At 37.3% G+C, this 26,845-nt stretch carries 24 protein-coding genes; 15 read left to right on the top strand and 9 right to left on the bottom strand.

Annotated features, from left to right (window positions below; all coding sequences use genetic code 11):
* Nucleotides 1-20 precede the first annotated feature (20 nt).
* The 7 genes from cyoE to IPI15_RS10260 all read left to right on the top strand — a co-directional run bounded on the left by cyoE (nucleotide 21) and on the right by IPI15_RS10260 (nucleotide 4,835).
* Nucleotides 21-917 carry a heme o synthase gene (cyoE, locus tag IPI15_RS10290; protein WP_287420167.1) on the top strand — a complete coding sequence of 299 codons (897 nt, stop codon included), beginning with the start codon at nucleotides 21-23 and terminating at the stop codon, nucleotides 915-917.
* 1 nt (nucleotide 918) lies between these two features.
* A complete protein-coding gene (locus tag IPI15_RS10285) occupies nucleotides 919-1,497 on the top strand; it encodes a cytochrome c oxidase subunit 3 (RefSeq protein WP_287420166.1) in 579 nt (192 codons plus the stop codon).
* Between the two features lie 36 nt (nucleotides 1,498-1,533).
* On the top strand, nucleotides 1,534-2,415 hold the full coding sequence (locus tag IPI15_RS10280) for a cytochrome c oxidase subunit 3 (RefSeq protein ID WP_287420164.1): 882 nt from the start codon (nucleotides 1,534-1,536) through the stop codon (nucleotides 2,413-2,415).
* A gap of 30 nt (nucleotides 2,416-2,445) precedes the next feature.
* Nucleotides 2,446-2,913, top strand: coding sequence for a cytochrome C oxidase subunit IV family protein (locus IPI15_RS10275; RefSeq protein ID WP_287420162.1), 468 nt, complete (start codon nucleotides 2,446-2,448; stop codon nucleotides 2,911-2,913).
* Between the two features lie 13 nt (nucleotides 2,914-2,926).
* Nucleotides 2,927-3,559, top strand: coding sequence for a hypothetical protein (locus IPI15_RS10270; protein ID WP_287420160.1), 633 nt, complete (start codon nucleotides 2,927-2,929; stop codon nucleotides 3,557-3,559).
* A gap of 15 nt (nucleotides 3,560-3,574) precedes the next feature.
* The gene (locus tag IPI15_RS10265; protein ID WP_287401499.1) at nucleotides 3,575-4,105 is read left to right on the top strand and encodes a DUF420 domain-containing protein; all 531 of its coding nucleotides are present in this window, start codon (nucleotides 3,575-3,577) and stop codon (nucleotides 4,103-4,105) included.
* 100 nt (nucleotides 4,106-4,205) lie between these two features.
* Nucleotides 4,206-4,835: a DUF883 family protein gene (locus tag IPI15_RS10260; protein WP_502711651.1), complete on the top strand. Its 630-nt coding sequence runs from the start codon at nucleotides 4,206-4,208 to the stop codon at nucleotides 4,833-4,835.
* Between the two features lie 54 nt (nucleotides 4,836-4,889).
* Here IPI15_RS10260 and IPI15_RS10255 read toward each other — a convergent pair whose 3' ends face one another.
* Nucleotides 4,890-6,101: a pyridoxal phosphate-dependent aminotransferase gene (locus tag IPI15_RS10255; protein WP_287401497.1), complete on the bottom strand. Its 1,212-nt coding sequence runs from the start codon at nucleotides 6,099-6,101 to the stop codon at nucleotides 4,890-4,892.
* A gap of 96 nt (nucleotides 6,102-6,197) precedes the next feature.
* On the opposite strand from IPI15_RS10255, the gene IPI15_RS10250 reads away from it, so the two are divergent.
* Genes IPI15_RS10250 through IPI15_RS10240 form a run of 3 tightly spaced genes read left to right on the top strand, consistent with a single transcriptional unit; the run spans nucleotide 6,198 to nucleotide 10,107 of the window.
* Nucleotides 6,198-7,199 carry a glycosyltransferase gene (locus tag IPI15_RS10250; protein WP_287401496.1) on the top strand — a complete coding sequence of 334 codons (1,002 nt, stop codon included), beginning with the start codon at nucleotides 6,198-6,200 and terminating at the stop codon, nucleotides 7,197-7,199.
* Complete coding sequence (locus tag IPI15_RS10245; protein WP_287401495.1) at nucleotides 7,192-7,905, top strand: class I SAM-dependent methyltransferase; 714 nt, start codon at nucleotides 7,192-7,194, stop codon at nucleotides 7,903-7,905. Before IPI15_RS10250 ends, IPI15_RS10245 begins: the two co-directional genes overlap by 8 nt.
* A 27-nt stretch (nucleotides 7,906-7,932) precedes the next feature.
* Nucleotides 7,933-10,107, top strand: coding sequence for a phospholipid carrier-dependent glycosyltransferase (locus IPI15_RS10240; protein ID WP_287420157.1), 2,175 nt, complete (start codon nucleotides 7,933-7,935; stop codon nucleotides 10,105-10,107).
* Nucleotides 10,108-10,544: 437 nt separating this feature from the next.
* Here the strand turns inward: IPI15_RS10240 and IPI15_RS10235 are convergent, their stop codons facing one another.
* Nucleotides 10,545-14,228, bottom strand: a complete 3,684-nt coding sequence (locus tag IPI15_RS10235; protein WP_287420155.1) for a sensor histidine kinase — start codon at nucleotides 14,226-14,228, stop codon at nucleotides 10,545-10,547.
* A 481-nt stretch (nucleotides 14,229-14,709) separates the two neighbouring features.
* Between IPI15_RS10235 and IPI15_RS10230 the strand changes: the two genes are divergently transcribed.
* Entirely contained in the window at nucleotides 14,710-16,251 is a 1,542-nt protein-coding gene (locus IPI15_RS10230; protein ID WP_287401492.1) for an acyl-CoA carboxylase subunit beta, read from the top strand.
* A 158-nt stretch (nucleotides 16,252-16,409) separates the two neighbouring features.
* On the opposite strand, the gene IPI15_RS10225 is transcribed toward IPI15_RS10230, so the two are convergent.
* The 3 genes from IPI15_RS10225 to IPI15_RS10215 are packed head-to-tail and all read right to left on the bottom strand — an operon-like array spanning nucleotide 16,410 to nucleotide 19,116.
* The gene (locus tag IPI15_RS10225; protein WP_287401491.1) at nucleotides 16,410-17,132 is read right to left on the bottom strand and encodes an RluA family pseudouridine synthase; all 723 of its coding nucleotides are present in this window, start codon (nucleotides 17,130-17,132) and stop codon (nucleotides 16,410-16,412) included.
* A gap of 5 nt (nucleotides 17,133-17,137) precedes the next feature.
* The gene (locus IPI15_RS10220; RefSeq protein WP_287420153.1) at nucleotides 17,138-17,596 is read right to left on the bottom strand and encodes a glycosyltransferase family 2 protein; all 459 of its coding nucleotides are present in this window, start codon (nucleotides 17,594-17,596) and stop codon (nucleotides 17,138-17,140) included.
* Complete coding sequence (locus tag IPI15_RS10215) at nucleotides 17,584-19,116, bottom strand: bifunctional riboflavin kinase/FAD synthetase (RefSeq protein ID WP_287420151.1); 1,533 nt, start codon at nucleotides 19,114-19,116, stop codon at nucleotides 17,584-17,586. Before IPI15_RS10215 ends, IPI15_RS10220 begins: the two co-directional genes overlap by 13 nt.
* A 441-nt stretch (nucleotides 19,117-19,557) precedes the next feature.
* Between IPI15_RS10215 and IPI15_RS10210 the strand changes: the two genes are divergently transcribed.
* The 3 genes from IPI15_RS10210 (at nucleotide 19,558) to pyrF (ending at nucleotide 21,849) form a co-directional block, all read left to right on the top strand.
* Nucleotides 19,558-20,652, top strand: a complete 1,095-nt coding sequence (locus tag IPI15_RS10210) for an Mrp/NBP35 family ATP-binding protein (protein WP_287401489.1) — start codon at nucleotides 19,558-19,560, stop codon at nucleotides 20,650-20,652.
* Between the two features lie 13 nt (nucleotides 20,653-20,665).
* Nucleotides 20,666-20,911, top strand: coding sequence for a NifU family protein (locus IPI15_RS10205; RefSeq protein ID WP_287401488.1), 246 nt, complete (start codon nucleotides 20,666-20,668; stop codon nucleotides 20,909-20,911).
* A gap of 122 nt (nucleotides 20,912-21,033) precedes the next feature.
* Nucleotides 21,034-21,849 carry an orotidine-5'-phosphate decarboxylase gene (gene pyrF, locus IPI15_RS10200; protein ID WP_287401487.1) on the top strand — a complete coding sequence of 272 codons (816 nt, stop codon included), beginning with the start codon at nucleotides 21,034-21,036 and terminating at the stop codon, nucleotides 21,847-21,849.
* A 20-nt stretch (nucleotides 21,850-21,869) separates the two neighbouring features.
* Here the strand turns inward: pyrF and flxB are convergent, their stop codons facing one another.
* The 4 genes from flxB to IPI15_RS10180 form a co-directional block, all read right to left on the bottom strand.
* Entirely contained in the window at nucleotides 21,870-22,613 is a 744-nt protein-coding gene (gene flxB / locus IPI15_RS10195; RefSeq protein WP_287401486.1) for a flexirubin biosynthesis SDR family reductase FlxB, read from the bottom strand.
* A 30-nt stretch (nucleotides 22,614-22,643) separates the two neighbouring features.
* Nucleotides 22,644-24,173 carry a flexirubin biosynthesis tyrosine ammonia-lyase FlxA gene (gene flxA / locus IPI15_RS10190; protein WP_287420150.1) on the bottom strand — a complete coding sequence of 510 codons (1,530 nt, stop codon included), beginning with the start codon at nucleotides 24,171-24,173 and terminating at the stop codon, nucleotides 22,644-22,646.
* A gap of 230 nt (nucleotides 24,174-24,403) precedes the next feature.
* Nucleotides 24,404-25,249, bottom strand: a complete 846-nt coding sequence (locus tag IPI15_RS10185) for a nucleoside phosphorylase (protein WP_287401484.1) — start codon at nucleotides 25,247-25,249, stop codon at nucleotides 24,404-24,406.
* Complete coding sequence (locus IPI15_RS10180; protein WP_287420148.1) at nucleotides 25,240-25,719, bottom strand: hypothetical protein; 480 nt, start codon at nucleotides 25,717-25,719, stop codon at nucleotides 25,240-25,242. Before IPI15_RS10180 ends, IPI15_RS10185 begins: the two co-directional genes overlap by 10 nt.
* A 54-nt stretch (nucleotides 25,720-25,773) precedes the next feature.
* Here IPI15_RS10180 and IPI15_RS10175 point away from each other — a divergent pair, with 54 nt between their 5' ends.
* Nucleotides 25,774-26,802, top strand: coding sequence for a long-chain-fatty-acid--protein ligase (locus IPI15_RS10175; RefSeq protein ID WP_287401482.1), 1,029 nt, complete (start codon nucleotides 25,774-25,776; stop codon nucleotides 26,800-26,802).
* The last annotated feature ends 43 nt before the right edge of the window (nucleotides 26,803-26,845 follow it).

Genomic DNA, 26,845 nt, shown 5'->3' with positions numbered 1-26,845 from the left:
AATAATATTTTTTAGAAATAATGTCAAGAGAAGCAGTAGATAGTATTAAATCAAGTCAATCAAATTGGTTGATGGATTATGCTATTCTATTTAAGTATAAACTCACACTATTTGTAGTTTTCTCGGCGATGATGTCTTACATGGCATCACTATCAGGTCCGATTAACTGGTTTAAGTTTGTATTGCTTTTCATTGGAGGATTCTGCATTACTGCAGCTGCAAATACATTAAATGAAGTTCTTGAAAAGGACTACGATAAATTGATGAAGCGCACTGCCGACAGACCTTTGGCTGCTGGCAGAATGTCAGTATCTCATGCCGTATTTGTCGCAGGAGTCTTATGGGTTCTAGGTATGGTCTGTTTAGCATATTTCAATGTTCTAGCTTCATTACTTGGAGCTTTAGCTGTAATATCTTATGCTTTTGTTTATACACCGCTTAAAAGATATTCCCCTATTGCTGTTTTAGTAGGAGCTTTTCCCGGAGCAATTCCATTATTAATTGGAAATGTGGCGGCTGTGGGACATATTGATCAAATGGGTATATTTCTATTTGCAATACAATTTATTTGGCAATTTCCTCACTTTTGGGCCATTGGTTGGTTGGGATATGACGAATATCAACTTGCTGGTTATAAGTTAATTGCGAGTAAGGATGGCGAAAGGGATCCAAATACTGGTATCCATGCAGCTATATATGCTTTTCTTTTTATACCACTTGCAATTTTTGGATTTTATGCTGGTTTAATTGGTTTTTATGCATTGGTACTTATGATAGTATCTGCTATCGGCTTTGCATATTTTGGATATAATCTTTTTAGAAATGGTACAAGGAAGTCTGCGCTGCAACTAATGTTTGCATCTTTAGTCTATCTTGCAATCGCTTTAGGAGTCGTTTACTTTGATAAATTATTTTAAAATGAGTACATCAATAGCAACTTCAGAAAATAAATCAACAATACCACCGGTGAAATTTGCCTTATGGGCAGGTTTTGCAAGTATAATAATGATGTTTGTTTCTTTGACAAGTGCATATGTAGTAAGACAGTCAGCAGGAAATTGGCTTGAATTTAAATTGCCTTCAGTCTTTCTTTACAGTTCATTTTCAATATTGCTTTCGAGTATCACATTGCATATGAGTTACTCGAACTTTAAAAAGGGAAACGAGAAAAGTTATAAATTATTTCTAATTGCTACAATGGCTTTAGCTATGATGTTTATAATGTTTCAATATCAAGGTTGGATAGCAATGCAAAGTATTGGTATTGACCTTGCTGGAAATCCATCAGGTTCATTTGTTTATGTGATCAGTGGACTTCATGCAGCCCATGTACTTGGTGGAATTGGCATTCTTACTGTGGCACTGGTTCAGGCTTATGGTCAAAAATATCAAGTGACCAGTAAGCGATTATTAAGATTTCAACTAACCTCACAATATTGGCATTTTGTCGATATCTTATGGATATATTTATTTATATTCTTCCTAATACAACGATAATTTTTAATTGAAATACACCATTAAATTTTAGCATAAATGGCTACAGAAACACATTCACATCACGAAGTGGACCACCATGAAGGACATGAAACTGACCAGAATCTCTGGGACGGCAGCAAGTCCCCATTTAAAGTAAGCTACGGCAAACTTATGATGTGGTACTTCCTGGTCTCGGATGCTTTTACATTCGCAGGTTTTTTAATTGCATATGGAACATTAAGATTTAGTATGCCATCATGGCCATTACCTGATGTAGTTTTCTCTACATTCCCAGGTGGTTTCCATCATGCACCTTTAATTTTTGTTACTCTAATGACTTTTATTTTGATACTCTCTTCTGTTACAATGGTAAGAGCAGTTCAGGAAGGACATAGAGAAAATAAGAGGGGAGTAGTAAAATGGATGGCATTAACCATTGTTGGTGGTTTGATGTTCCTTGGATGTCAGGCATGGGAGTGGACAAATTTGATAGCTAAAGAACACATGACGATTACTATAAATCCATTTGGAACTCATGTTACTGATGGCGTTTATCTAAATGAAGACGGTACTGAAGCAAAAAATGAGATGGGTGAAGTCGATAAATTCACTTCAGGCCATACATATCTTATACATAAAAAGGATGGTGATTTCCATAAAAGAAAATTCAAAATTACTTCAGGGTCATTGAAAGGGCAAGTAGCTCAGGAATCATTTGGACCTAAAGCTTTCGGTGGTTTATTCTTCTTTATAACTGGATTCCACGGCTTTCACGTTTTTTCGGGTGTTGTTTTTTTAAGCGTAATCATGCTGAATTCAATGAGTGGATTATATGCCAAGAGAAAAAATGGCTATGAAATGGTTGAAAAGATCGGTTTGTACTGGCACTTTGTGGATCTTGTTTGGGTATTTGTATTTTTAGTATTTTATCTATTGTAAAAAAAAATAAGCGAAATCAATATGAGTGATATGTCTCCGGAAGAAGGAAAAAAGATTGTTTTTAAAGGAATGATTCTATTAGGTATTATTACCTTAATAGAGGTTTTTATAGCATTAATTGGTAATGGGCATGTGATTCCCGGGTTCCATTTACATAAGCTTATTATGTACCCAGCTATGATTGGATTCAGTATGTATAAAGCATATTTTATAGTTTACGAATTTATGCACATGAGATACGAGGTGAAATCCTTGGCAATGTCAGTTATTCTTCCTACTGTATTATTAATTTGGGCTACTATTGCATTTTTGGACGAAGGTAGCTATTGGAAAGATAGTCGTGCACAGATTGAACTCTTGAATGCAAATGGCTACGTCAAAGTAGAGGTTCCAATGGAATCGCATGGAGATCATCAGGAAGTAGCGCCAGTTGGTGAAAATTCACAAATGGAGGGTGCTTCTGATGAATCTAAATCAAACGAAGCTGAAAAGCACTAGTTAAAATAAGAGATTGAATAAATTTAGCAGTTTTTACAAAATGAGACCGGGCGTATGGGTCTTAATGATTTGTTTTTTACTACTTCCTTTTATCTCTTGGCTTTATATACGGCAAGGAGTCGATTTTAGGTTGAATGCACTAAAAGAATTGAACCAAAGAATTAGTATTGCCGGCCTAGATTCATTATACATAAATGATTATTTAATTAATAGGGATTCACTACGAGGTCGAGTTTGGGTATTTATCAATGCCGACAAAATTTCGGACATCGAAAAAAATAAAAACCTTGCACGTACTATCTATGATCAAAATGATGGTAGCAAGGCTGTTGGTATTGTATATTGTAGTGAGAAAGATTTGAGCACACAACTACTACTTAATCCAATTCTTACCAAAAGGCACTTTGTTTCATTTGCACCTGAGCGGACTTTTGAAAGACTTTTTAATTTATTTTCAGCAAATGATTCACTCAAAGCAGATTTGAAAACAGTAAATTCTTTGGTTATGGACAACAAAGGATTTATAAGAAAGGGCTATGATCTCACAAATGAAAAGGAAGTTGTTAAATTACTTCAACACAGTGCGGTGTTGATACCTGATTATAAAAGAGAAAAACCTCAACTTGTGAGGCAGGATGGCTATTAAAAAATTGAAAATTTTATGAACCAAGATGAGGCAACAAAAAAAGAAAAACAATTAAACAAAATTGCTTGGGCATTAAGTATTGTTGTTCTTTTGATAGTAGGAGGAATGCGAAGATTCAAAATAGAAACTTCTATTGACTTTAGTTTTTTGGCACCTTTTCATGCGACTGTTAATGCTTTAACTTTTTTCGTGCTGCTCTTTGCGTTATATCAAATTAAAAACAGAAATATCGAATTGCACAAGAAGAGTATTTACGTTGCAATGGTTTTATCATTCATTTTTCTTTTGTCATACGTTTTATACCATATTACTACTCCTGAAGTCAAATACTGTCACGAAGGCAATATAAGGTATGTCTACTTCACATTGTTGATTACTCACATCATTCTCGCAGGTGTAATTCTTCCATTCATACTTTTTACATTCAATCGCGCTTATACGGAACAATTTTCCAGACACAAGAAAATGGCAAGGTATGTTATGCCTGTTTGGATATATGTTTGTGCTACCGGCCCAATCTGCTACCTGATGCTGGTTGGTTGTTAATTGATTTTAATAAGTAGAAAATATTTGAACTTTAGACAATTCAGGAACGAATTAATTAAGTTTTGAGTTATAAACATTATACTTTTATAAAAATAAACCAATACAAGTTAAAATGGAAGAGGACAAAAATAAAATGGACGAATTGAACGAAGACAAAAATCAATTGAAAGCTGATGCTGAAGTTGTAAAGGAGGATGTTAAAGCGATCTCAGAAGACGTTAAGGAGACTGCAACAGAAGTAAAAGAAGATATTAAGTCTGAGGCAACTGAGGTTAAAGAAGAAGTGAAAGCAGAGGCTGAAAGTCTTATGGAAACAGGCAAAGAAAAACTTTCTGAATGGAAAGAAGAAGCAGGTGAACAAGTTGTCAAGTTGAAAGAGAACCTATCAGGTGTTGCTGCTGATGTAAAAGAAAAATTGGCTGATCTTTCTGAAGATGCCTCTGAAGCCTATGCCGATGCAAAGGAAAATATTTCTGAGTATGCAGGACAGGCTAAAGTTAAAGCAGATGCTATTATGGCTGAAGCTAAAGAAGAAATCGCTGAATTTAAAGAAGATGCCAAGGAAAAGATCTCTGAATGGAGCGCAGCAGCTTCTGAAAAAGCCGCTGATCTAAAAGAAGATATTTCTGAATTCGCAGATGATGCAAGAGAAAAAATAGAAGAAGTATCTACCTCCTTTGGAGCTAAACTAAGAAGTTGGTTTGGAGGTGGAAATAAGGATAAGGCATAATTTCTTTATTTATAAGAAAAATGGCCTGGAAATGTATTTTTCCAGGCCATTTTTTTATTTCAGTTTTTCTAAGACTTCCTTTAATCTTCGACAACTTTCGATGATGTCCTTATCAGAAGCAGCATATGAGATCCTTATGCATTCATCGGCACCAAATGCTGAGCCGGCTACAAGCGCCACATATGCTTTTTCAAGAATATATTCGCAGAGTTGATCTCCATTCTCGATAGTCGTACCATCCTCGGTTTTCTTACCATAGTATGAACTGACATCAGGAAAGACATAAAATGCGCCATCAGGAGTATTACATTTCACTCCGGGAATTTCTTTTAAAAGCCCAAGGATAAGATCTCTTCTTTGCTGGAAGACCTCTTTCATCTTGTGCGTTTCACTCAATTCTGTATCGAGTGCTAGGGCAGCAGCTTTCTGACTGAAAGATGCAGCACCCGAAGTGAATTGACCTTGCATCTTGTCCGTAGCCTTAGCCACTTCTTTAGGAGCACCAATGTAACCCAATCTCCAACCTGTCATTGCAAATCCTTTAGAGAAGCCATTTACTGTGATGGTCTGATCTCTCACTGAAGGAATAGATGCGATACTCGCATGTCCTCCTGTGTAATTGATATATTCGTATATCTCATCTGAAACGATATAAATTTCATCTCTTTTGCCCAAAATTTCAGCGAATGCTTCCAATTCAGCCATAGAATATACGCTACCTGTCGGATTGCATGGTGAAGAATAGATGACTAAGCGAGTCTTCTCAGTGAGGGCAGCTTCCAATTGGGAAGGCAGAACTTTGAAATCGTTTTCAATGCCCGCTGATACAATGACAGGAACACCTCCCGCCAATTGTACGATCTCAAGATAGGAAACCCAATAAGGTGCAAAGATAATGACTTCATCTCCGTCATCTATCAGGCTCATTGCAACGTTGGCGATTGATTGCTTAGCGCCGTTTGAGACAACGATCTCGTCAAGGGAATAATCGATATTGTTATCTCTCTTGAACTTGCGCTGAATAGCTAGTTTTAATTCAAGTAAGCCAGATACAGGTGTATATTTTGTAAAACCTTGGTCCAAAGCCTCTTTTGCAGCTTCTTTGATAAATTGTGGAGTATCAAAATCAGGTTCTCCGATGCTTAAGTTGATCACATCATTGCCTTCCTGCTTTAACTTACGGGCTTTTGCAGTCATTTGAAGTGTAGCAGATTCTACCATTTTGACTATTCGTAGCGCTAGCGGATATACCATTGGTTTGCCCATCTTGTATTATTTATTTTACGCAAATGTAAGCAACCTTCATTTGTTTTTTCATTGTAGTTTGCGATTTTCTTATTTTGTGCTTTTTTTAAAAGATTAATGAAGCAGAACGACCATATATGTATTGTCACCCCAGTATTCAATGACTGGGATTGCCTTCTCATCCTGCATGGAGAACTTCAGCGTGAATTTGCATTGATGGGCAGAAGTTTTACTTTGCTTGCCGTCAATGATGGAAGTACCCTAGATATTCCAAAGTCATTTATAAACACTGGAGCATATGATGGGGGTGTATTAATGTCAGACCCTGATTTAAATATGGATATTATTATTCTTGAACTTCAACGCAACTTAGGTCATCAAAAAGCCATTGCTTCAGGTATTTCATATGCAAGTGAAATTCTCAAGCCTGATTACGTTATTGTGATGGATTCGGATGGTGAGGACAAACCAGAAGATATCAAAAGTCTAATTGCGGGACTTAATAACGAAAATGAAACAATTGTTTTTGCTCAAAGACGCAGTAGACAGGAGAGTAGCCTTTTTAAAACACTTTACGTTGTTTATAAATTTTGTTTCAAGCTACTTTCGGGATATGTCATTTCATTTGGTAATTTCGTCTTAATACCAAAAGATCAATTATCTAGACTCGTTTATATTTCAGAGATATGGAATCATTTTCCAGGAGGAATTATCAGGTCTAAGTTAAAATACACGAGTGTTCCTATCGACAGAGGAACTAGATATAAGGGACAATCCAAGATGAGTATCATATCGCTGATTCAGCACGGCATCAGCAGTATTACAGTAAATATTGATATAGTTTCCGTAAGGTTACTTTTATTCTCAGTATTTCTGATTGTTTTGACAGGAATTATGTTTTTAGGTCTTATTTGGGTTAAGTTTTTCAGTGATTATGCCATCCCGGGTTGGACGTCTTCGATAGCTATAGGTTTATTGATGATTATGTTACAGGCATTTTTCTTTTCTTTGCTGCTAACATTTATGGTCCTCAATGCGAGGGTGCAGAAGAATTTTGTACCGGCCCTTAACTTTATGGACTACATTCGCTCTGTCAACAAATACAAGATCAATGTCTAATATCGACTATATAGGAAATGAACTTGAACTGTTCAAAGATGCTGTCAACTGGAAAGCTTATTATAGATCTGCTATAGAAAAATATATCTATGGCGATGTATGTGAAGTTGGCGCAGGACTTGGAGGAACCACTACGGCTTTGCTCAATGATACCGTTAATAGTTGGTTGGCAATAGAGCCGGATGCTGAATTGACAGCCCTCATTCCTGCAGAAATAAATGGGTTACCGCATGCATCAAAGGTTGAAATCTTACATGGCGTTTTGGATGATGTTAGCCCTGATAGGAAATTTGATTCCATCTTATACATCGATGTCATCGAGCATATCGAACACGATAAGGCGGAATTTGAGAAAGCTGCAGCCAGATTAAAGTCCGGTGGTCATCTTGTGATCTTAGTTCCTGCCTTTAATTTTCTATACAATCCATTTGATAAAGCAATAGGACATTTTAGAAGATATGATAAACCGATGTTAAGGTCTGTCGCACAAAACAGTGGTCTTGATCAGCAATTTCTGAAATATTACGATTCCATGGGCTTTTTTGCGTCTTGTGCCAATAAGTTTTTTATAAATAAATCAACTCCCTCCAAGGGCAATATTGCACTTTGGGATAATATGTTGGTGCCCATTGCTAAAATGGTAGATCCAATTATTTTCCGTGCCTTTGGCAAATCTCTGATAGGAGTTTGGCAGAAACCTAATTAATAAAACAAATTTCAAAATAGAAGATACATGTCTAAACAGAAAGATCCAAAGATCGTTGTAGAACCGGGAGAAATACCAACAAATATCCTTGTAGAAAAATCTCCAATTTCTTTGAGTAATTGGTCCGTCAAAGAACCTTTGTTTAAAAAGGTGTTTTTTGGAATTTCTGTTTTGCTATTGATCATTATGCCACTTCTAAGCTTCGATTATGGTATCACGGGTGATGAATTAGTACACAAACAGAATGGTGAAAACGTATTGAAATACCTAGCCACAGGTGGCGTAGACACGACCTATCGTACTTACAAAAACCTTTATTTATACGGTGGTCTTTTCGATGCGAGTGCAGCCATGATTTATGAAAATATGCCAAGTGCTGATCCATATGATGTGCGCCACTTTTTGAACGCATTATTCGGTGCATTTTTGATTATATTCAGCGGTTTACTTGCAAGGCAATTGAGTAAAAGCTGGCTTCTGGCCTCATTGACCTTGCTCTTCACAGTGTTTTCACCACGGCTTTTTGGAGATTCCATGAATAATCCCAAGGATATTCCTTTTGCGATGGCATATTTAATGTCCATATTGGGCATCATCCGTTTCAATAGCTTTCTACCTAAGTGGGATTGGAAATCAGCCATATTTCTCGGTGGATCCATTGCAATAGCACTGAATATAAGGGTGGGTGGAATACTATTGTTGGTTTACTTTGGATTGTATACTTTAGTTAATTTATATCTAAAAAGAAAAGAATTTAAAGCAGCATCAGTTAATTCAACAGTATTGCTTGCTAAAGCTGCTGGGTTGGGCGTTGTGGCATATTTCTTAGGATTGATATTTTTCCCTTATTCACATGCTGCGCCAATTACCAATACATTGGAGGCACTGAAAGTGATGTCAAATTTTGACGTGGCAATTAGGATGTTATTCGAAGGGAAGGCATTATGGTCAGATGAAATTCCATGGTACTATATTCCAAAATGGCTTTCTATGGCGATTCCTGTATTCATTTTGGCAGGATTTGTCTTGTTTTTTATAAAATTGAAATCAATCCTTAAGAATACGGATTGGCTCCCTGTGTTATTTATCGTTTTCGTTGGAGTCTTTCCTGTAGTTTATGCAGTGGCTAAACATAGCTCATTGTATGACGGTATCCGCCACTTTTTGTTCATCATGCCGATGATCAATGTATTGGCTGTTCTTGGTTGGGGAGCATTGATCTTCAGATATTTTGAAACAAAATTCAAGTGGATAGTTCCTGGAATATTGGCTGTACTTATGTTATTGCCTATAAGATTCATGGTGGCCAATCATCCGAATGAATACATTTATTTCAATGAGTTGTCCGGTGGTATTAAGGCGGCTTATGGTGAATATGAAACTGACTATTGGATGAATAGTATGAAGTATTTGTCTAAATGGGTCATTGAAAATGATGAAAGGATTAAAAGAGGGGAGGAGGTCATTGTTTGCACCAATAGCATAGATCCTGTCAAGCATTATTTTGCTACAATGGCTCCTAAAGTAAGAGTCTTATATGCATCTTACAAAGACAGATATAAACAAAAAGCAGATTATTATCTTTCTATTCCTCGTTTTATCGACAGCGATCTGCTGAAAAATGGTTCTTGGCCATTGGCGGAAGTAGTTAAAACAGTTGATGTTGATGGCGTGCATGTTGGCGCCCTATCTAAATATACGGATACACTTACTTATGCTGGTTTAAAAGCAGTAAAAGTGAATGATTTCAATCTTGCTAAATCCTTCCTTTTACCTGCAGCAGCGAAAGACCCGAAAAACAACGTGGCAATTGTCGAATTGATCAATGCCTATATTAATCAGGATTCCTTGAATCAGGCTTCTTATTGGGTAGAGAAAGGCCTTCAATTGGCTCCTGACAACGAGGATATGTTATTGCCAAAAGGTTTGATCCTAATGAGGCAGGGTAAAGTGGCTGAGGCATATGATTATATCGAAAGGTGTAAGAAAATGAACCGTCGCAATGTAATGGCTTTCTTTTACAGTGCAATGATCCAGGACAGTCAGAAGAATTATTCTGCAGCTTTGGATGATTTGCAGACGGTGATTGAGCAGGCGCCTCAATTCAAACAAGCGTATTTACTTGGCGCTCAGATCATGAAAAATAGTGGAAACCCTGAAGCTGCACAGAAGTATATGGATTATGCCAATCAGATGAGATAGGACTTGATCCCTTAGGGCATAATTTTTGGGTTGTAATCAGAATATTATTTAACCTATTTCCACCTGCTGCAAATGAAGGTTTAGACATGAGTTATTCAGCTTTAAATTTTAGACTGCCTATTGGGTTTACTAACAAAAATAAATAGTATTAGCCACTAATTCCACGAATGATGCCTTGCATCTAATACGAATTTATTCGTTCAAATCCGTGCAATTATCTTCGATGCAGCTTACGCGGTCGTGGCTGAAGAAATTAGATGTTTAGAATTGATTGGATCATTCAAAGTGTTATTCAATTTATCAACAAAGCCAATAATATTTATATGTCATTGATTGTCAGTGAGTCCAGTAAATAAAACAATTAAAAAAAAATAAAATACAGAGCTGAAATTCTTTTATTCCATTTTTAATGGGCTATGAAGGACTTTGATTAAGTATTACATATTATTTGGTTCTAAATCATTAGGTAAAATGATTGTTATAGTTGTACCTGAAGGCTCATTGTTTTCATTCATTTTATCTATTATCTCCACATGTACTTCAGCCTGATATTTGATAGAAAGTAGTTTCATTCGTTCTTCTGTTAACACTGTTCCTTTTGATTCATGCTGTTGATATCCAATTTTTTGCGCTTTTATCATGGCGGCTTTTTGCCGACCGATTCCATTGTCGTCGATAATGATCTTCAGCTTTCCATCTTCCTCCTTGCAGCGTATGGAGATCATTTTTTCGCCCTCCTTATTCCGCAATCCATGCCAAATAGCATTTTCAACATAAGGTTGTATGAGCATAGAAGCTACATACACTTCATTCGTATCTATATTGTCAACCTCAATGTTATAGGTAAATGATTGACTGAAGCGCAATGATTCCAAAGAAAGATATAGCTGCAACATCTCCAGCTCACTACCCAGCGTGATGAATTCTTTGCTGGAGTTGTTTAGCACCATTCGCTGTAATTTTGAAAACTTTGAAAGATACTCATATGCTGCATCTACATTATTTGTCAATATACATTCTTGGATAGCATTCAAACTGTTGAATATAAAATGTGGATTCATCTGACTCCTCAATGCCTCTAATCTTGCATTGGAGAGTTGTTCATTCATCCGATGGATTTCTATCTTATTGTGCTGCAAAGTATTCTCTGCCCAAATCGAATTGATTTTATTAGCTATCAGCGTTGCGATAGTATTTAATATCTGCATATGTTGGGAAGAAAAAAAGTTTTTCTCTGCATGTTCACTGTCTATTACGCCCATTAGTTCGCCATTGTAGAGTATAGGTACTGTTATTTCACTGAATCTACGCTGATCATCCTCTCTATATCTAGCATCGAGAGAGGTGTCAGAGACTACTATTGGCTGCTTCGTTTGGATCACATATCCCACTAAACCCTGTCCGGAAATCACATCGAATCTATTTTCCTCTATTCGTTCTGCAGAATCCTTGGAACCATAACTAGCCCTTTGCACCATTTTTGTTTTATCCTCATTCCAAAGGTATAGCATGCAATCAGTGAAGTCCAGGCGGCTGATCAGGTTATTGGCTACATCCCACAATACTTCATCCACTGTATTTTTATCTACTAAAGAAGTTGTGAAATAGTTGACGATCTGTTCGAGTTCCAGTTCACTTTTATATTGAATAGCATTCAACTGTTCTACCTTAATTTTTTCTTTATCTATAGCTCTTAAATTCCTTTCTCGTGCTTTTAATAAGCTATAGGCAATAACTATCACTAAGATCAAAATTAAAAAAATAAACCACCACGTCTTCCAAAAAGGTGGTAAAATGACTATTTGTAATTCTGTAATTTCTTCGCTAAATATATTATCTCTGTTGGCGCTTTTAACTTTAAACAAATATTTCCCATTGTTCAATTGGTTATAAATAGCCGACTGATTTTTACCGGCTTTAACCCAATCTTCATCTACACCTTCCAGCATGTAGTAATATTTTACACGACTTGCCTCCCACAGGTCCAGCGATGCAAATTCAATCTTTATCGAGTTTTCTGAATATGACAGATAGATTGGCTTGCCTTTAGATATTAAGCTATCTACCATTCTCTCTTTTTCGAAAACTTTGAAGCCGGTAATCCTTGGTTTAGATGGGGGTAAAGAAGCTGCTATTTCGGATGGATCAAATGAAATAAAACCATTTGATGTGGCGATAAGTCCGATTCCACTTTTTAATTGATATATTCGCCCACTGAATACGTTGTCAATAATACCATCATTTATGTCATAACTTGTTATGCCAAAATGATGTATATTGATTCTGCAAATAGCTCCGCTACACAATGCCCAAATATCGCCATTTTCATCCTTCATCAGTCCTAGTACCAAATTATTTGGCAATCCATCTTTAGTGGTGATGGCCGTAAAAATATTCTTTTTAGTATCAAATATATTGACACCCATTTCAGTAGCCAGAATTAAAGTATCTTGATTGTATCTGATAATATCCAGGATCGTATTGCTGCTGATCGAGCGGGTATCTCTTTCGTTCACTTTATAGGCTGAAGTAAATTTTTCTTTTTGAATATCAAAAATTTGAAGACCATTCTGAAATGTTCCTACCCATATTTTGCCAAAGTCAACAAGTATACTCTGCACTCTTCGATATCTGCTCATTTCAGGATTCAGGAATGAATTAAATTGCTTTACAGTTTTATTGTCAATGTTTACAAGACCCAAGCCTTTCGACCAAAGTCCCATCCATATTTCACCTTGTGTACCTTTTTGAATAGTAGTTACAATACTATTTTGACTCAAATTTTTATCTTCTCTTATCCTATTATTTTTGAGATTTAGATTCAATATAGATTTCTCCTGATTAGGTGCCCAGACAGTAGAATCATCTCGCTGGAATAGGCTCCATATTTGATCTGTTCCCTTTTTAATTGCATTTTCTGCTAAATAATGATTTTGGTAATTGAATAAATGATTCGTTTTGATTACTCCTCCGGATTGTTCATAGTAAGAGATCAGGATATTACCATCTGGTAACTCAAGAAAATCACTCACTCTGCCTGATTTTACTTGATTTCCTGTACCAATTTGTATTTGATGTGGATAGAAAATTTGCTTCTCCTTATTACTTATATTTATACCTCCATCACTTCCTATCATCACACTATGATCACTTGTCTCTAACATGCAGAATGAACTGTAAATACTATGGACATGTAGAGCATATTCCGTCGTATTGTCTATTTCCTCAATTGTGAACACGTCTCTATCAGCATGATAGGTAGCTAAACCTCTGCCGGGAAGTCCAATTATTATGTCACCATTAGCCTTTGACGACAACAATTGAGGTTGTTCGTTGTCGGTCATAGATTCGAAAATATTTCCAATCTTCTTTTTAAAATGATAATTATTTAATTTATTAGACCTTAAATCATATCGATATAAATACCTTAAATTCGTGGTAATCCAAATATTATCATGATCAATTAAAACGCTTTCAATACTTGCATTTATCTCGAATAATGGATTTTGCTGAGGGTTATAATTTTTGCTATATAGTTTTCTATTCTTTGGGTCGTAGCAAACCAATCCATTTACCGTACAAAGCCAGAGTTTGTCTTCACGATCTATAGCCATACTCCCGGTGACCAGATCATCTTTGAGCCCCATATTTTTATTCCTCTTGACAAATCTCCTATTTTTTTCATCGAGTTTATAATAGCCTTCATGTCCGGCAATCCAGATATTTCCTTTATGGTCTTCCAAAATCCGCCATGTTCCATTGACCTTATACTTGGCTGGTACACTCAAATTGAAATTATAAAACTTACCGGAAGCTCTATCTAAAATATAAGGTGCTCCATGGTCAGTACCTATCCAGAGTCTATGCTTACTATCTTCAAAGATCGCACTGATCCAATCAGTTTGCAGTGCATTAGTATCCCTTACATCCGCCAGGTAAGTCTTAAATCTTGTACCATCATACCTCTGCAGACCAGCTTGAGTGCCTATCCATATATACCCATCGTGGTCTTGATATAAAGAAGACACCACATCATTTACTAGTCCATTTTTAGTAGAGAGATGCTTGTTTATATTTTGCTCTATTTGGGCAAAGGAGCCACCAGAATAGCATAAAAGCAATGTAATGGTCAGTATAGCAATTTTACCTTTTTTGATAATTCGGAATTTTTACAAAGATAATTCATTTTAGATCCATGAGATATCCATTCCCTCGATGGTTGAGCCCGTTCCCTAATTGAAAATTATGATTTGAGGTAAGGTCAGCTTCAATCGTTTATGTCATGAAGTTCTATTGATATTGTAGCAATTTAAAATGGGCGCATTAGGAGTTCAAAGAAAGCTATCCTAAACTAGCAAGCAATTTTAAGATGAACAAAAATAAAATGAAAGAAGAAGATAATTTATTTTGATTAATTCTTTACAATTCTTTCAGTTTTTATCCAAATATCCTAACTTATTTACTTTATGAAAATTGAATTTTTTTCAATTTTCAATTTTTCAATTCTCTAAAGTTTGCCTTATTTAATACCTTTAGCGCTATATTTCAGGATATGCATTTTTGCTTATTCCAATGAATTTTGAACATTTGAGGACAATATACATGAAGGATAAATTAGATTTACTTAAAGCAAAGCAGCAAAAAGCCAAACTCGGAGGAGGTCAACACCGCATCGACAGCCAACATAAAAAAGGAAAACTTACTGCCCGGGAAAGGATTCAACTCCTCATGGATGCAGGTACTTTTGAGGAAATCGGTCAACTAGTTGAACATCGTTCTACAGAATTCGGTCTGCAACAAGAGATTTATCCCGGTGATGGTGTCATTACCGGTTATGGCAGGATCGAAGGCCGTCTGGTTTATGTTTATTCACAGGATTTTACGGTCTTTGGTGGTTCACTTTCTGAGACTCATGCAGAGAAGATCTGTAAAATTATGGATCATGCAGTGAGAAATGGTGCACCCATCATAGGTTTGAATGATTCAGGAGGAGCAAGGATCCAGGAAGGAGTGAATTCTCTCGGAGGTTATGCGGATATTTTCTACAGAAATACACTGGCAAGTGGGGTAGTGCCTCAGTTGAGTGCTATCATGGGCCCTTGTGCAGGTGGAGCTGTTTATAGTCCTGCCATTACAGACTTTATAATAATGGTCGAACATACATCTTATATGTTCGTAACAGGACCCAATGTGGTTAAAACGGTAACGAACGAAGATGTCACTTCTGAAGAACTTGGTGGAGCGCATAGCCATGCTTCTAAGTCTGGAGTAACTCATCTTACAGCAGCTGATGACCTTGACTGCATCAATCAATTGAAGAAATTGCTTTCATACATGCCACAGAATAGTGTGGATATGCCATTCGATAAGCCGTATAAGGCATCTGACGAACTTAGGCCAAAGATGAATGAAATGATCCCTTCAGATTCCAATAAGCCTTATGATATGAAAGATATCATATCAGAGCTTACGGATGAGGATAGCTTCTATGAGATCCACAAAGAATATGCAGAGAACATCGTTGTTGGATTCGCGCGTCTTGCCGGAAAATCCATTGGTATTGTAGCAAATCAGCCGATCTCTTTGGCTGGTGTACTGGATGTCAACAGTTCGAAGAAAGCTGCCCGTTTTGTAAGATTTTGCGATTGTTTCAATATTCCGCTTCTAGTACTTGTCGATGTGCCGGGCTTTCTCCCTGGAACTGATCAGGAATGGAACGCCATCATCACGAATGGTGCCAAGTTATTGTATGCATTCAGTGATGCAGTCGTTCCGAGGATTACTGTTATCACCAGAAAGGCTTACGGTGGAGCATATGACGTGATGAATAGTAAGCACATTGGTGCCGACATGAATTATGCCTGGCCAAGTGCAGAGATTGCTGTCATGGGTGCCAAGGGTGCGAGCGAGATCATCTTCAAGCGGGAGATTTCGGAAGCATCTGATCCTTCTGTCAAGGCTAAAGAAAAAGAAAACGAATATGCCAATAATTTCAGTAATCCTTATAAGGCTGCAGCTCGTGGTTTTATAGATGAGGTGATTGAGCCAGCTTTAACCCGTAAAAAACTAATCGCCGGATTTAAGATGTTGGAGAATAAGACAGGACCCAAGCCGAGGAGGAAGCACGGGAATATACCTTTATAATGACAAATGATAAATTATAAATGATTAATTCCTGATTAACAAATATAATTTCGTTGCAAAGCGTATTATTCAATCAATGAATAATCCTTTATTCTGTGAACTAAGGCCAAATATTACTTAACACTCAATTCATTTATAATTTATAATTTATAATTTTTTCAAGCCCATTTCCTCAATTGATTGATCAGCGCCTTCATATCCTTCGGTAGCGGTGCTTCAAAAGTCATTTCTTCTTCTGTGACAGGATGTGTAATTACTAGTTTAGAGGCGTGGAGTGTCGTTCGGTTGATAAGTGGGATTTCGACTGTATCAGGGACTTTCGACATGTTCAAATTGCGTTGCTTGATGTCTTTGATGGAGATGGATTCATTTTTGCCGTATAGCTTATCTACATAACATGGATGGCCAATTGATTTGAAATGTACTCTGATTTGGTGCATACGGCCGGTCATGATCTCTGCTTCCACGTAATTGCAGGCTTTGAAGCGCTCTAAAACCTTGTATAATGTCAAAGATTTTTTGCCACCTTTCGTAACTTTCATCTTGCCGGGATTGACAGGATCTGGGGAGAGTCCTGTTTCTATTCGGCCTTCTTCTTCCATGAGATTGCCGGTGACTACTGTCAGATACTTCTTTTTTACCGTTCTGTTTTGAAAAGCCTGACTGAGAGCAAGATGTGCTTCAGCAGTTTTTGCAAAACAAATGATGCCGGAAGTCTCTCTGTCCAATCTATGAACAGTAAAGATCTTACCAAATATTTTTTGAAGTTGGGTAGCCAGATTTGGCTTTTCCGGGCTATGTCTGTCCGGAATAGTTAGTAATCCTGATGGTTTGTTGACTATGACGATCTGATCATCTTCAAAAATGATGTCTGGCTTCATGGATATTATTTTTGTGATTGGATGGCTGTAAAAGTCTTTTGTTTTTTAATGAAATAAGACCAAATCAAGGACCTTTTTAGCAGGCCTGAATCATTTGGTGGTCCAATAGTAAAACGTTTGATAAATACTTTATTTTCTTTTCGGCGCTTTAAGTAATAATTCAAACCCATATAGAAATGTAAATGAGCTTTTAGAATGGCCAGGAAAAAGGAAAATTTACCTTGTAATAGAAATCGGATTCCCGCAACACCATCAAGGCACAGTCTAGCAAGTATTCGAATAATTACTTGATCTTCAATATTTTTAACCAATACAAATAAGCTATTTCTAAAATTGAGATAGGTTTTCTTAGGTGAAGTGGCATCCAATGTTCCTCCACCAAGGTGAAAGACGATAGATGCAGGTTCAGCCCACACTTCGTAACCCATATTTTTTACCCTCCATGCCAGATCTATTTCTTCCATATGTGCAAAAAACCTTCTTCGAGGCCGCCTGCTTTTATGTATAAAGATCTCCTGATTAACATGGCAGCACCACTAGCCCAGAATACCTGTTCGGCATTATCATATTGATGTTCATCCTTTTCAATATCATCGAATATGCGTCCTTTACAAAATGGATAACCTAAATCGTCAATCCATCCACCTGCACCACCGGCATAATCAAAGAGCTCTTTTTGGATGTCGTTAAGCACTTTGGGCTGCACTATGGCTACCTGCTCATTCGACAGAAGCCTTTCAAGTAATGGTTCAAGCCAACCGGATGTGACCCTTACGTCAGAATTTAACAAAAGGACCAAATCTTGGGTTATCAAATTTATTGCTTTATTGTAGCCACCACAGAAACCATAATTTTTATCAAAAAGCAAAAGTTGGATCTCAGGATATTCACTTTGAAGAAATGCTACAGAATCATCTGTCGATCCATTGTCTGCAATGATTATATCAGCATCCTGAGTATATTTTATTAGTTCAGGAAGATAAGTCTTTAAATGTTTTAAGCCATTGTAATTCAGTACGATAACTGCTGTTGTGTAAAGTGTTTTATTAGATGTTTTTGAATAAAATTTGATCACCTCCGCCTTGTCTTTGAACAATTGATTTTTCAGCTCATCCAAATTACTTAATGGTACATCTTTTCGAATAAATTCGATGAGTTGCAAGTCGATCTCCGTGTCATACAAATCAACTTCGAAATTAAAAATATTTACCTCAATTACCCTGGCCAAATTATTCCCGACTACCGGGCGATGGCCGATATAGGCCATTCCGTCGTATAAAGTATTGTCTATTTTGACTTTAGCTGCGTAAATACCATTTAAAGGAATTGCTTTGTAGGGATCTTTCAGGGATAGATTGGCCGTAGGAAAACCAAGTCTACGGCCGATTTGATCCCCTTTTACTACTGTACCTCTGATGAAAAAAGGATAACCGAGTTGCTCGTTTACAGTGCGCATTTTGCCTTCCTCCAATCCTCTTCGGATAGCAGATGAACTAATAGCTATTTGTTCTATCAATAGTGGATCTATCTCGATTATCTCGATGCCAAGTGGATTAAGTTCCTTACGCATCAAGTCAAAATCTCCGACTCTACCTGTACCGTATTTGTGGTCGTATCCAACGACTATTGCCGTGGGTTTAAAATAGTGTAGTAAAAAGTTATGTAGATAAGAGGTCGCAGAAAGTTGTGAAAATTCTTTCGTAAACGGCACAATTACGAGATGGTCTATACCGTGCTTACTAAGCAGGCTGACCTTTTCATCCAGATTCGTCAATAGTGCAAAGTTCTTTGGTTGGCCTTCCAACACCAGCCTTGGATGCGGATCAAAGGTTATAACTATCGACTCACCATGATGTTTCGAAGCAACAGCTTTGACCTGATCCAACAGTGTTTTATGGCCAAGATGTACACCATCAAAGGAGCCAATAGTGATCACAGCATTATTAAACTGTGGCAATGAATTCAGGTCAAAATGTATTTGCATTACGGGCGCAAATGTACAATGAAATGATTGGAAAGTAGTGGAAGGATATAAGGACAATAATTAAATTTTGAAATTAGGGAAGGATTTTGATGGTTTTGAGATAGAGGTCAGAGGTCAGTGGTCAGTCGTCAGTGGTCAGATCAGACATTGAGGTAAGAAAAAGTGATCAAGTAGAAGTCAATAATTAGTTCTTACCACAATAACCCCGAATGTGGTTGAACAACAATAACCCCGGGTGGAACCCGGAGGGCGCAAAAAGCACCCTCCCAACCCTGAATTGGGTTGAACATATTTCAATAAAATTTTCCCGTCTATTAGGGAGAAATGAGGACGATCCATATACTCATTTTATTTAACCAGCATTACCCCTATCATTATACAGTATTTAATATTTGGCTGTTTTACAAACAACTTTAATTTTGTTTGTATGTTTGTTTCACGATGGAGATAGATATTAATGAAATACGACAGGTCTTAAGTAATATTAAGGACCCAAAGACCGGACAGGATATAGTAAAAGCAGGTTTAGTTAAGGACCTTTTTTTGGAGGGAACAGAGCTGAATCTGATGATTTTTTCCAATAATCTGGACTCTACTGATAAAGGCAATCTTCATCAGGCCATTGTTTTTGGCATACAAGCTGAGTATCCTGAGCTGAATATCAACCTACACATGGTCACAAAAGCTGACCAAATCGATGAAAAGGCAAGTCCTCTTCCCCAAATTCAAAATATTATTGCCGTAGCATCCGGAAAAGGCGGCGTAGGTAAGTCTACCGTTTCCGTTAACCTTGCTTTTGCATTAAACAGAATGGGATATAAGGTTGGTATTTTAGATGCTGACGTTTATGGGCCTTCGATTCCTACAATGTTGGGCATCAAAGGTCAAAGGCCACAGATCACCAATCTTTATGGTAAACCAAAGTTGGTTCCAATTGAAGTCAATGGAGTACAAACTATATCTATTGGCCTTATTGTAGAAGAGGAACAGGCTGTGGTGCTAAGAGGGCCACGCTTGGCAGGAATAATCAAACAATTTATAGAAGATACCGTTTGGGATGCACTCGATTTTCTGATTGTGGATCTTCCTCCAGGTACCGGTGATGTTCAGTTAACTTTGGTACAATCAGTGCCATTATCAGGGGCTATTATCGTTACCACGCCTCAGGAAGTCGCTGTGGTTGATGCGGTAAGAGCCTTGAACATGTTCAGAATGGAGCAGATCAATGTGAATGTTCTCGGTGTGGTTGAAAATATGTCCTGGTTTACACCTGAAGAATTGCCTGATAGCAGATATTACATCTTTGGTGAAGGAGGTGGTCAAAGACTAGCGCAAATGAGTGGATCTATAGTTCTTGGACAAATACCGATCACCATGGGACTAAGGGAGGCAGGGGATGCAGGGACCTTATATGCCGCTGGATCCGGGGAAAAAGATCAAAAGGTTTTTGAAGATATAGGAAAAAACCTTATATTGCAACTTAATAAAATACTTTCTAGTCTTGGTAAATCCAAAATCGTAGAAGTAAAATCTTAATACAAAAATTCAAATGAATTCATTACTGGAAAGGGTAGAATTAGCACTCGATGAGATCCGCCCACATCTGCAGGTCGATGGCGGAGATATAGAAGTTGTCGAAATCACTCCTGACTTTAGACTCATAGTAAAATGGATGGGCAATTGTGAAATGTGCAATATGTCTGCTATGACGCTAAAAGGTGGTGTAGAGCAAGTCTTAAAGCAGAGAGTACCGGAGATTGTTGGCATTGAGGTGCAGAATGCGGTGACGGTATAGGAGGTGAGGAAGTTAGAAGGTGAGGAGTTTAGAAGGTATCAAACATTACCCATTACTCATTACTCATTACGCATCACTTATCACACATCACACATAATTAACCATTCATAACTAATTTCCCGTTGAACCAGATCGAACTCACTGCTCAAATCCGCCAAAAGAAATCCTTCCTGTGCGTAGGAATAGATCCCGATCTCAAAAAAATTCCTCAGCACCTCTTACAGTATGATGATCCTTTTTTTGAATTCTGTAAAGCAATAATTGACGCTACCAAAGATCATTGCGTCGCCTACAAGCCTAATACTGCTTTCTTTGAATGCCTTGGTACTAAAGGTTGGGAAAGCCTCCAAAAGACGATTGATTATATCCCTAAAGATATCCTGATCATTGCTGATGCAAAGAGAGGTGACCTAGGTAATACTGCTGAAAAATATGCAGAAGCATTTTTCGAAAGGATGAATGTTGATGCTATCACACTCTCTCCTTATATGGGATACGATTCGATCGCTCCATATCTCAAATACGAAGGGAAGTGGTCGATTATCCTGGTTAAAACTTCCAATAAAGGCAGCAACGACTTTCAGACCTTAACAATGAGTGTATCTGGCAAGCCACTTTACATGGATGTACTGGAAAAAACTATGGAGTGGGGAAGTATAGATAATACCATGTTTGTAGTAGGTGCAAATAACCTTGATGAGTTTAAGGAGATAAGAGAAATAGCCCCACATCATTTCTTTCTTGTTCCAGGGTTTGGGGCACAAGGTGGTCAATTAAAGGATATTAAACCATACATATCTTCTGAAAGCGTTGGTATCCTTGCTAATTACAGCAGACAGATTATCTACGCCGATAATACGATGGATTTTCAGGAAAAAGTGCTGGAAGAAACTATCAAGATCCAACAAGAAATGGCTTCAATACTATCTAGTGTCTAGTATTTAGATTCTAGTATCTACTAGGAATACAACCCACCATTTATCGAGATCACTTGACCCGTTATATAAGCAGCTTTATCACTTGCAAGAAAACTTACTAATTCTGCCACTTCTTCTGGTTTTCCGAATCGGTTCATTGGTACCATAGCGCTCAGTTCTGACTCGTTGAGGTCCCCTGTCATATCAGTCTTGATAAATCCCGGGGCAACAGCATTGACAGTGATATTACGCTTGGCCAATTCCTGAGCCAAAGCTTTTGTTGCACCGATAACACCTGCCTTAGATGCGGAATAATTGGTCTGACCTGGCATTCCCTTCAAGCCCGAAAGGGAAACCATATTGATGATTCTGCCACGACGCCTTTTAATCATCGCAGCCGAAATGATCTTGGTGGTGTGAAAAAATGAATTCAAATTTGTGTTAATTACCTCGTTCCAGTCTTCAGTGGGCATGAAAATCATCAAATTATCCTTCCTGATGCCGGAATTGTTGACTAAAATGTGGATTTCTTTATCTGTATTTTGGCTCAACCAATTATTTAAGGTACTCTCTGTATCTTTTTGATTACCAACATCATATTTCAATAGTACGTGATTACCGCCATTTGAATTAAGTTCATTCAATAATTCATTTGCAGCCTCATCATTTGATTTGTAATTGATGATGATATTGTAACCTTCGCCTGCAAGTTTCAAGCTTATGGCTCTTCCAATTCCTCTGCTTCCGCCGGTTACAAATGCATATTTGCCGTTATTCTCACTCATAATTTGAAATTTTAATCCAGTCGGTGCTCTTTAGAAATTGAGATCCTTTAGGTGTCTCGCTGCGTTATTGATCTTATCTGATAAAGGCAGATCTTCAATCACCGGCGGAATAAACTCTTTGATCGTCTTGTAGAATTTCTGCGTTGCAGGAGCCAGATGATTATGTATTTTAAGATATTCAATAGAAGTGACGATGGCCATCAAATGAATTGCGATCACCTCAAATGAATTATCGATGACTTTACGTGTAATCAATGCAGAGTTTGAGCCCATACTCACGATATCTTGATTGTCTTTGTTGCAAGATATACTATGGACATACATTGGGAACGAAAGCGTTTGATTTTCAGCAGTTGTGGAAGTTGCAGTGAATTGTGCACCTTGTAGACCAAAATTAAAGCCCAATTTACCAAGATTGATAAATGGTGGTAGTTTTTGATTCAAATGATCATTGAGCAAGAAGTTCAATTGTCTTTCCATCAACATACATAGTCGTGTGACGGCGATCTTGACCTTATCCATTTCAAGTGATACATAATCCCCATGGAAGTTTCCACCATGGAATACATATTCATGCTCTTCTGAAATGATTGGATTATCATTGACTGAATTTGATTCATCGATCAGGATCTGTTCCGCATAGTCAATTGTATCTAGCACAGGACCAAGGATTTGTGGGACACACCTTAAAGAATAGTATTCCTGGACTTTATCTGTAAATACTGAATGGTCAGGAATATTGTTGTAATAAATACTGTCTCTCTGACGGATGCAATGACTGTCTTTGAGTAAATCACGCATCATTGAAGCAACAGCTCTTTGTCCCTTGTGTTTTTTCACATCGTTCAAAGGTTGAGCAAAGTGATCATCGAACGAAGATACAATTTCATTTATAAGGCAAGAAGCCATTACTGCAAGCCTATATAATTGTTTGGCTCTAATGATGTTTACTAGACCTATACCTGTCATAGCGGCCGTTCCATTGATTATGGCCAGGCCCTCCCTAGCGACTATCTCTATTGGGGCAAGACCATGTTTCTCAAAAAGGTCTTTTGTTTCTTCGATTTTACCCTCATGGCTTGATCTTCCTTCACCGATAAGTACCAGAGCCACTTGTGCCAATTGCACGAGATCACCACTAGCTCCTACACTTCCATGTTCACGGATATTAGGTAGAATACCAAGATTGATAAAATTCATTAATTGTGTCAATACTGAACCGTGGACTCCACTGTATCCTAAAAGTAGGGTAGTGAGTCTCGAAAGTAATACACCTCTGACCAATGAATCAGGCAATAAATTGCCTGATCCACTGCAATGAGATCGGATTAGATTTCTTTGAAGATCTACACGCTGGCTATCGTCGATGCGGTATTGAGCCATGGGGCCAAATCCTGTGTTGATGCCGTAAATAATCTTATTTTCAGAAAATTTTTTCAAAAATTCATGATTACTGATGCATTTTGCCAATGCACTTTCATCCAGACTAATTGCTTCATTGTGCAAAACAATTTGCTCAAATTCAGCTATAGAAAGAGGTTGTTTACCGAGTACGATCATCTGTTAATTACTCACTTTTTAATCGGCGCGAAGGTAAAAAAAAATCCAGTAATAGAGTATAATAGTTAATCGGCATTGGAGTTAGCCAGTATTAGAGTAACCCAGTATAATAGTTAGCAAGCATTAGAGTAAAGTATAATCCCAATGTATGTGTAAAATTGTATTGCATTGCAATGTAACCCATTAAATAATATGATATTACAAGACATAATGAATATAGAAAATTTTAATTAGATCAATCCCAGTGCTGATTCAATCGTTCTTTTTACTGTCTTGGCGGGATCTTTGCTGAAAACTCCCAGCGCCCTATTTGCAATAATAGCATTTATTGAAATGCACTCATGTCCAAGAATCTCAGACAAACCATATAAGCCTGAGGTTTCCATTTCAAGATTACCTATTCTAGATCCGTCAATAATTTGATTATCAAGCAATTCAAAGAAGTTACTGACCTTTGGCTTTAATCTAATCATTCTATTTTGTGGTCCATAAAAACCGGTACTTGAAATGGTGATGGCCTGCTCTCCAAGTTTACTGAATTGATCCAATAGTTTTTTACTTCCCCAGGTCATATAAGGTTTTATGGGCCATGGAATGTCCCAATTTAATAGTTCATCTTCACATTGATCTGTTTCTCTTTCATAGAAATGCATTAACCCATCCAATCCTATGGCTCCCTTAGACAGAATTATTTGATCAATCTCAATTTCTGATCTAATTGTTCCTGAAGTACCTATTCTTATGATATCTAAGGAAATTTTTTCTTTTTTTATTTCTCTTTTCTCAAAGTCAACATTTACAAGTGCATCTAACTCATTAAGGACTATATCAATGTTATCTGTTCCTATACCGGTAGATAAAACACTAATTCTTTTAGATCCCAACATGCCTGTGTGTGTTACAAATTCACGATGTTGCACCCGATAATCAACGCGATCAAAATATCTAGACACCAACTCTACCCGATCAGGATCGCCTACAGTGATGATCGTAGTCGCTATTTGTTCTGGCCTAAGATCGAGATGATAAATACTGCCTTTGTCAGTAAGGATTAGTTCTGAAGGTGCTATTGGCATAATAATTTTATTGCTGGTGTATATATAATATTGCTCATGTGTTGTCCTCGGTCAATTATGTAAATACCATATACCAATGAATCAACAGGGTATTGTGAAGAGGGAGTACAAGGGGTTTGACCATTAGGAAATAAGCAGCAAGTGGTGTAAACTTTTATTGCAATCTCTCCTGATATTCCTTTCGCACCTGCACTTTGAGATAAGAGTGGTATTTTGAAACTGGTAGTAATGGTGTCTATGCGCTCATCCGTAAGGAAAATATTCACAGAATCATTGTCTCCGAGATCACCGTCGCCATCTGTAAAACTAAATGTGATAATGGTGCTGTCAGAATTAAAGGCACCTTGCTTCATGACTTCTGAAGTCAATCCTACAAAATTGATAATAGGTTCAATGGGGTATTCAGGAGCTTTAAGGCAACTCCATTGTACAATTACGGTCAATATAAATATGGTTAAAAAATGCTTCATACTACTTTTGAATAGTGAAAATTACATACACATTAAAGTTAAATATACATCTTTGTGTCTAATATTAACGTTCCGATTTTCATTTTTATGACTCAAAAGATGCTTCCTCAGACAATTATCGACATTCAGACACGATTTTTGAATGAAGGTAAGGTCGATTGGCAGGAAGCAGCTTATACCCTTTTTGAATACCAGTCTGAGCACAATGCTGTTTATAAAGAGTATTTGCGACTCTTAAAATATGTAAATAAGTACCCGGAAATCAAGGACATTCCTCATTTGCCTATTACCTTTTTTAAAAATCATCAAATCTTAACAGGAGATTGGAAAGAAGAACTTGTATTTTACAGCAGTTCCACAACAGGTAAGGGTAGAAGTGCACATCTGATAAGGGATACTAGTTGGTATGATGAAATAAGCAAAAAAATCTTTGAAACACGTTTTGGCCCGCTTAAGGGAAAATTAGTGTTAGCACTGCTTCCGGGTTATTTAGAAAGAGGCGACAGCAGTTTGGTTCATATGGTCAACCATTTTATGAAAGTGAGTGGACATCCGGCAAATGGATTTTTTCTGGATCAGTTTGATTTACTTCGTTCAATTATGGATATGCATGATGAAATTATTTTGTTTGGAGTGCCTTTTGCTTTGTTGTCATTTATAGAAACATCTGCTAAAAATTCGTATCCTGGACTAACTATCATCGAAACAGGGGGAATGAAAGGCAAAGGGAAGGAATTGCCACGTCAGGAATTACATGATAAATTGCGCTCTGCCATGAATCCCAGAGCTATTTATTCTGAATATGGGATGACAGAACTACTTTCTCAGTCTTATACTGATCATACCGGCATGTTTACAGAATCTCCAACTTTTCATATCTCTGTAAAAGAACTAAATGACCCTTTCCATGTGCAAAAAATTGGTAAACCAGGGACATTAAATGTCATTGACTTAGCCAATATTCATACTTGTTGTTTCATTGAAACTGAAGATATGGCAGTAGATCATAGTGATGGACACTTTGAAATATTGGGAAGGATAGACAATAGGGAGATCAGGGGGTGCAATCTGCTGGCCCTATAAGCTCTTGACTATGATTATGAACTGATGAGGTACCGAGCTATTG

Origin of the sequence: Candidatus Brachybacter algidus, assembly GCF_016707225.1 — a bacterium.
In the GTDB taxonomy this organism is placed as follows: domain Bacteria; phylum Bacteroidota; class Bacteroidia; order Chitinophagales; family Saprospiraceae; genus Parvibacillus; species Parvibacillus algidus.
Note: the sequence above shows the minus strand (reverse complement) of the source record. Positions and strands in the feature narration are given on the sequence as shown.

Bases quoted from the DNA above. Each gene is read 5' to 3' on its own strand.
- cyoE (WP_287420167.1), top strand. From the start codon at position 21: ATGTCAAGAGAAGCAGTAGATAGTATTAAATCAAGTCAATCAAATTGG.
- IPI15_RS10285 (WP_287420166.1), top strand. From the start codon at position 919: ATGAGTACATCAATAGCAACTTCAGAAAATAAATCAACAATACCACCG.
- IPI15_RS10280 (WP_287420164.1), top strand. From the start codon at position 1,534: ATGGCTACAGAAACACATTCACATCACGAAGTGGACCACCATGAAGGA.
- IPI15_RS10275 (WP_287420162.1), top strand. From the start codon at position 2,446: ATGTCTCCGGAAGAAGGAAAAAAGATTGTTTTTAAAGGAATGATTCTA.
- IPI15_RS10265 (WP_287401499.1), top strand. From the start codon at position 3,575: ATGAACCAAGATGAGGCAACAAAAAAAGAAAAACAATTAAACAAAATT.
- IPI15_RS10255 (WP_287401497.1), bottom strand. From the start codon at position 6,101: ATGGGCAAACCAATGGTATATCCGCTAGCGCTACGAATAGTCAAAATG.
- IPI15_RS10250 (WP_287401496.1), top strand. From the start codon at position 6,198: ATGAAGCAGAACGACCATATATGTATTGTCACCCCAGTATTCAATGAC.
- IPI15_RS10245 (WP_287401495.1), top strand. From the start codon at position 7,192: ATGTCTAATATCGACTATATAGGAAATGAACTTGAACTGTTCAAAGAT.
- IPI15_RS10240 (WP_287420157.1), top strand. From the start codon at position 7,933: ATGTCTAAACAGAAAGATCCAAAGATCGTTGTAGAACCGGGAGAAATA.
- IPI15_RS10230 (WP_287401492.1), top strand. From the start codon at position 14,710: ATGAAGGATAAATTAGATTTACTTAAAGCAAAGCAGCAAAAAGCCAAA.
- IPI15_RS10225 (WP_287401491.1), bottom strand. From the start codon at position 17,132: ATGAAGCCAGACATCATTTTTGAAGATGATCAGATCGTCATAGTCAAC.
- IPI15_RS10220 (WP_287420153.1), bottom strand. From the start codon at position 17,596: ATGGAAGAAATAGATCTGGCATGGAGGGTAAAAAATATGGGTTACGAA.
- IPI15_RS10215 (WP_287420151.1), bottom strand. From the start codon at position 19,116: ATGCAAATACATTTTGACCTGAATTCATTGCCACAGTTTAATAATGCT.
- IPI15_RS10210 (WP_287401489.1), top strand. From the start codon at position 19,558: ATGGAGATAGATATTAATGAAATACGACAGGTCTTAAGTAATATTAAG.
- IPI15_RS10205 (WP_287401488.1), top strand. From the start codon at position 20,666: ATGAATTCATTACTGGAAAGGGTAGAATTAGCACTCGATGAGATCCGC.
- flxB (WP_287401486.1), bottom strand. From the start codon at position 22,613: ATGAGTGAGAATAACGGCAAATATGCATTTGTAACCGGCGGAAGCAGA.
- flxA (WP_287420150.1), bottom strand. From the start codon at position 24,173: ATGATCGTACTCGGTAAACAACCTCTTTCTATAGCTGAATTTGAGCAA.
- IPI15_RS10185 (WP_287401484.1), bottom strand. From the start codon at position 25,249: ATGCCAATAGCACCTTCAGAACTAATCCTTACTGACAAAGGCAGTATT.
- IPI15_RS10180 (WP_287420148.1), bottom strand. From the start codon at position 25,719: ATGAAGCATTTTTTAACCATATTTATATTGACCGTAATTGTACAATGG.